Origin of the sequence: uncultured Actinomyces sp. (genome assembly GCA_900541895.1) — a bacterium.
Taxonomy (GTDB): Bacteria; Actinomycetota; Actinomycetes; order Actinomycetales; family Actinomycetaceae; genus Pauljensenia.
In genome coordinates this window covers 1-5,881 of sequence record UWSI01000047.1, presented here as the reverse complement: position 1 = coordinate 5,881, position 5,881 = coordinate 1, and the positions used below count along the sequence as shown (strand labels likewise).

Below are 5,881 nucleotides of genomic sequence, written 5' to 3'. Positions count from 1 at the left end.
CCACAACACTCTTCAAAAGAGAGGGGGGGGTTGGAACACTGTTCCAAACCCCCCCTCTTTCACCCACACGCGCCTACCAAGCAAACACAACACGCAGCAGTGTTCCACACCTGTATACACACACGCGCGACTTTCGGGCTACTACGGTACCAACCCCACACAAACACCCCACGCCCCTGAGAGGCAACGGCCTCGTAAAGTCAGGCTCAATTTCTTTGCTTGCGTATTTGTTCTTATTTTCTTCGTATGAGCCTCTAGATGCTTTTCTTAGCGGAGTTTTGCGTGGCTAGCGGACTTTTGAGTCACTAATGGGCTGTTGTTCGGTCGTCTGTTTTATTCGGTGTTAAAGGCCCTTATTAGGGGTATCAGGTAATTAAGTTTTTGAACCATGGATGGTTATTAATTAACTTTTGCGGTGCCCACTTAGTCTTTTGGGGGCTACTTAGGCTTTGGCTGTCTTTTACTACGTTTCACCTAGACTACGTGCCCACTGTGTCTGTTCGCGACGCAGTTGACGCAGTTTCTCTTTGCGATGTACAAGCAGTGCCCGCGAACGGACGTTCGCGGGCACATGTGTCTTACTGCGAATGGCAGTTCACTTTAGATCCACGTCGGGAACCACATGTGAATGTGCCAGAAGTTGTACGAGATGAGATCCCCTCTCCACAGGGGCATAAAGAAGATCGAGACAGCTGTAATGAGCAGAACAATGACCACAGCGCCAATGGCAAACCTTTGACGCGCCACGACATTAGCGCCCATCCATCTGTAGTCTCCCTCTTCAAGAGGTTGAGAAGCATACATGCGGTCAGGATCTACTTCGCAGCGAGTTTGATCCAGCATCAGCCCAATCACCCATGCCGCACTCAGACAGACAAAAGGTACGAAAGCAATCGTGTAGAAATTAAAGATCGTTCGGTTTGCATTCAAATACCAAGGGAAGTACATCGCCAAGTATCCACAGACAACAAAACCAGTCCTCCAGTTGCGGTCGCGCAGCGTCACGAACAAGACGATGAAGAAAGCAATGGCTGCAAACCACCACAGAAGCGGATTCCCTAGTGCGACAACCGCGTTAACGCAATCCGATTTATCGCAGCTTGCATCCGCAATTTTGTTCCACGCGAAGGACGTCGGACGTGCCTGAACAAACCACTGTGCGGGATGAGCCTGATAGGTGTGCGGAGTGGTCAAACCCGTGTGGAACTTCAGCATTCCTACGTGGTAGTCCCACAGGTCGCGGAATGCTCCAATAAAGCCGTGAGTTTTGTGACCGTACGCATTCCAGTGCCTAAACCAGCCGAACCATGAGGCGACATATGTGATAACTGCGGGTGGAACCATGGCCAAGAATGCAACAGAGGTGTCATTGATCAAAGTTGCGTAAAACGCGCGCGGATGCCCAAAACGACGGCGCGTCATCCAGTCGCGGAAAGCAACAAACAACCCCAAGACAGCCAGCGCGTAGAGCCCCGACCATTTGACCGACATCGCAAGGCCACACAAGATACCCGCGACCAATAGCCACCAGCGTGCACCCGCATGAGGGCCGATTCGAGAAGGATTATCAGGATCCGGCTTCCATTGGGAAAGTTTTTCGACCAAACGTGGATGTGAGATCTCCTGATCTTTCAGGACAGCAAGGAATGCGGCAGCGGCAAACATCGCCAGGAATACATCCAAAAGCCCAGTTCGCGAGAGAACAATTGCGATGCCATCTGTTGCCATAAAGAATCCCGCAAGTGCTGTGATAGCGGGGGATCGGAACAAATGCTGTGCAATTCGCGCGGTAAGGAAGACAAGAATGATTCCTGCGATGGCTGCACTGATGCGCCAGCCGACCGGATTGGTTGCTCCGAAGACGCGCATTCCTAAGCTGATCAGCCACTTTCCGACCGATGGGTGAACGACGTAACCACCATTGGTCGAAAGCCCAGAGTAATCACCCGCGATAAACATCGGGTCGTTATCCTTCGCCCAGCTTCCCTCATAGCCCAAAGTCATCAGGGAATAGGCGTCTTTCACGTAGTAGGTCTCATCGAAGACCAGAGTCTTAATTGTTCCAAGACCGGGAAGCCTTATGAGCGCTGCCACAAGCGTCGTCACAAGAGTTGCAACCCAGCCGGCTTGCGCAGACATCGGGAACCGCGCCCACCTGGGAATGGGGACGGGCTTCCATTCGCGTCCCGTTCCTTCGGGAGCGGCATCAGCCTCTTCGTCGTCTGCCGAGGCCTTGTTCGCCTCTGCCGAGGCCTCGTTCACCTTCGTCGAAGGGCTAGGCTCGCCTTCCTCGGCCTCGGGAAGAGGCTCGGGGCGAGCAACCGGGGAAGCCTGGTCCGACCCCAAGGCGGGGTCTTCGGGAATATCTGAATCGGAAAGAGTCTTGTCGTCCACCCGATCAGTTTACCGAGGCCCCTGCTCAACTGGAGTAGCACACCCAAAGGTGCGACGATTAACGCGTGAGTGAAGACCAGGATTACATTCAGGCCCCCGCGTCAATCCTCCTTGCGGCTACCCCGATTGGCGACGTACGCGATGTCTCCGCGCGCTTAGCTCCTGCTCTTGAGCAGGCGGACATTATTGCTGCCGAAGACACGCGCCGCCTCCTCGCCTTGGCCTCGAGAATGGGAATCCATCTGAGCGCCAAGCTTATAAGCCTCCACGATCACAATGAGTCCGCTAAGGCCTCGGCAGTCGTCGAGCAGGCGCGGGCAGGTGCACGCGTCGTCATGGTTTCCGATGCCGGAATGCCGACGGTTTCCGACCCGGGGTTCCGCCTGGTTCACGAGGCCACGGCGGCTGGCGTCCGCGTCAGTGTCCTCCCAGGGCCCTCGGCTCCCGTTACTGCGCTTGCCCTGTCTGGGCTTCCTTCCGATCGCTTTGCTTTCGAGGGTTTCCTTCCCCGGAAAACTGGTGAAGCAACGCGCTATTTGAAGGTCCTTGCGCAAGATCCTCACACCCTGATCTTCTTCGAATCACCTAAACGCGTCCATGACACTCTGATTCTCATGGCTGAGGTCTTTGGTGCCGATCGCCAAGCCGCGCTGTGTAGAGAGCTCACAAAAACCTACGAAGAGGTGATCCGCGGGAGCCTCGCAGAACTGGTTGAGGCCACAGAAGGTGAAGTTCTTGGTGAAATCACGCTGGTGATTGCACCCGGGCATGCGCAGGGCAATGCGGATGACCATGTTGAGGCAGTGCTTGCCTTGGCAGCAGAGGGAATGCGTTTGAAGGACGCCGCTGCCGAAGTCGCCGAGGCCACAGGGCTACGCAAGAACGAGCTTTACCGCGCGGCACTCGCACGCACAAACTAGGGCAGCGGGTGCGAATCAGAGCAGTGGATGCGAATTACGCCTGAGAGGGGACTAGCTCAACTCCGGCCTCGACCATGCGTGCGGCGGCGAGCTCACCCAACTCGGGGCTGACGGGCTCAGTGAGGTCCGTGAAGACTCGCACCTTGAAACCGTCCTTCACGCCGTCCAGCGCTGTTTCGCAGACGCAGTGGGACTGAGCAAGGCCAACGACATCCAGCGAATCGATACCTTTGTCGCGAAGGAGCTCAAGCAAGGGGCGTTTCGTTGCTACATCCTCGCCATCGAAAGCAGAATACGCGGCCTCGTACATGCCCTTGTGGATGGTGACATCCGCGTGGAGGTCAGCAAGGGCTGGGTGCAGCTCGGCCTCGGCAGTACCTGCAACGCCGTGAGGAGGCCAGGTGTCAACGAAGTCGGGATGGTCAGAGAAATGCGAACCCGGATCAATATGCCAATCCTGCGAGGTCACAATGCAGTCGTAATCCGCTGCGTGAGCGGCAACAAAATCAGCGACGCGCTGAGCGCAGGCATTCCCACCTTCAACAGGAAGAGCACCGCCCTCGCAAAAAGTAGGTTGAACATCAACAATGATGAGCGCGCGGGGCATTACATCCTCCCAAAGTATGAGCAGCGTGTGCTTCGAGAATACGGCAGGGACGACTGAAGCGCCAATAGGCACTAGACTAGGGGACCATGAGTCGTATTTTGTCTGCCGTTGCATGGCCCTATGCCAACGGCCCTCGCCACATTGGTCACGTTGCCGGGTTCGGAGTCCCCTCCGATGTTTTCTCTCGCTACATGCGAATGGCCGGGCACGACGTGCTGATGGTCTCCGGAACCGATGAACACGGAACCCCCATTCTGGTTGCCGCCGATGGCGCCGGAATGAGCGCGCGAGAGCTGGCCGACCAGAACAACCGGCTCATCGTCGAAGACCTAGTTCAGCTGGGACTGTCCTACGATCTTTTCACACGTACGACCGCTGGAAATCACTACCGCGTCGTCCAAGACATGTTCCGGACCGTCCGCGATAACGGTTACATGATCGAACAGGTCACCCGCGCGGCGATCTCGCCTTCGACCGGACGCACTCTTCCCGACCGTTACATCGAAGGTACCTGTCCGATTTGTGGTGCCGAAGGCGCTCGCGGTGACCAGTGCGATAACTGTGGTAACCAGCTCGATCCCACAGATCTGATCAATCCTCATTCCCGAATCAACGGTGAAACCCCCGAATTCGTGGAGTCCACGCATTACTTCCTGGATCTTCCCGCACTTGCTGACGCGCTTTCCGCGTGGCTGGATGACCGCGATCGCTCGGGCACGTGGCGTCCCAACGTCATCAAGTTCTCGAAGAACTTCCTTGAGGACATCCGCCCGCGTGCAATGACACGCGATATCGACTGGGGCATCCCGGTTCCCGGTTGGGAAGACCAACCCGGTAAGCGCCTGTACGTGTGGTTTGACGCGGTTATTGGGTACCTGAGCGCTTCCATTGAATGGGCACGCCGCACGGGGGATCCCGAAGCGTGGCGCCAGTGGTGGAATGATCCTGAAGCCCTGACCTACTACTTCATGGGTAAGGACAATATCGTCTTCCACTCGCAGATCTGGCCTGCCGAACTGCTGGGGTACAACGGTCAGGGATCTAAGGGCGGCCAGCCCGGTGATCTTGGAGTGCTCAACCTGCCCACCGAGGTCGTCTCTTCAGAGTTCCTCACCATGGAGGGCAAGAAGTTCTCTTCTTCGCACGGCATTGTGATCTATGTGCGTGACATGCTCAGCCGCTACCAGGCTGATGCACTGCGCTACTTCATTTCTGCGGCTGGTCCTGAGTCCTCTGATGCGGACTTCACCTGGGCAGAATTCGTGCGTCGCACGAACGGCGAGTTGGTGGCAGGCTGGGGCAACTTGGTTAATCGCACCGCCTCGATGATCCACAAGAAGTTCGGCGAGATTCCGGCACCGGGAGAGCTCCAAGAAATCGACCGCGCCTTGCTGGATGCCATTGCCGCGGGCTTTGACGAGGTCGGAGACCTGATTCGTCACCACCGCCAGAAGGCCGCTCTTGCCGCTGCAATGCGTTTGGTCGGCGAGGCCAACAAGTACGTTGCAGATACCGAGCCCTTCAAGCTCAAGGCCCCCGAAGAACGCGAGCGCTTGGCGACCGTGCTCTGGACGCTGGCACAAGCCGTGGCTGATTTGAACCTGATGCTTTCACCCTTCCTGCCTCACGCCGCAAATGATGTGGATCGCGTGATGGGTGGCAGCGGCGAGATCGCTCCCATGCCCTACATCAAGGAAGTTGAGGAGCTGGACCCCGAGGTTCTTCCCGCAGACTTCGAAGGCCGTACGGGATACCCCGTTATTACCGGCGACTACACGAATGTTCCCACCTGGGAGCGTCACGATATCGTCGTTGGTACTCCGATTGAGAAGCCGACCCCGGTCTTCCAGAAGCTCGATGAGGCCATTGTCGAGGAAGAGCTTGCGCGCTACGCGGAGTCTCGCCCTGATGATGTGACGGGAGCCTGAGCTTTTAGCTGTTGTGAGGGTGTGGCCCAAGC

General features: G+C 56.8%; 4 protein-coding genes. 2 read left to right on the top strand and 2 right to left on the bottom strand.

Annotation, left to right across the window (positions count from 1 at the left end; translation table 11 throughout):
* Positions 1 to 600: 600 nt before the first annotated feature.
* Positions 601 to 2,394, bottom strand: a complete 1,794-nt coding sequence (locus tag QZR18_RS08095) for a dolichyl-phosphate-mannose--protein mannosyltransferase (protein ID WP_295910887.1) — start codon at positions 2,392 to 2,394, stop codon at positions 601 to 603.
* Between the two features lie 65 nt (positions 2,395 to 2,459).
* Here QZR18_RS08095 and rsmI point away from each other — a divergent pair, with 65 nt between their 5' ends.
* Complete coding sequence (gene rsmI / locus QZR18_RS08090) at positions 2,460 to 3,314, top strand: 16S rRNA (cytidine(1402)-2'-O)-methyltransferase (RefSeq protein WP_295910886.1); 855 nt, start codon at positions 2,460 to 2,462, stop codon at positions 3,312 to 3,314.
* 34 nt (positions 3,315 to 3,348) lie between these two features.
* Here the strand turns inward: rsmI and QZR18_RS08085 are convergent, their stop codons facing one another.
* A complete protein-coding gene (locus QZR18_RS08085; RefSeq protein ID WP_295910885.1) occupies positions 3,349 to 3,921 on the bottom strand; it encodes an isochorismatase family protein in 573 nt (190 codons plus the stop codon).
* Positions 3,922 to 4,007: 86 nt separating this feature from the next.
* Here QZR18_RS08085 and metG point away from each other — a divergent pair, with 86 nt between their 5' ends.
* Complete coding sequence (gene metG, locus QZR18_RS08080) at positions 4,008 to 5,849, top strand: methionine--tRNA ligase (RefSeq protein WP_019127336.1); 1,842 nt, start codon at positions 4,008 to 4,010, stop codon at positions 5,847 to 5,849.
* Positions 5,850 to 5,881: the final 32 nt, after the last annotated feature.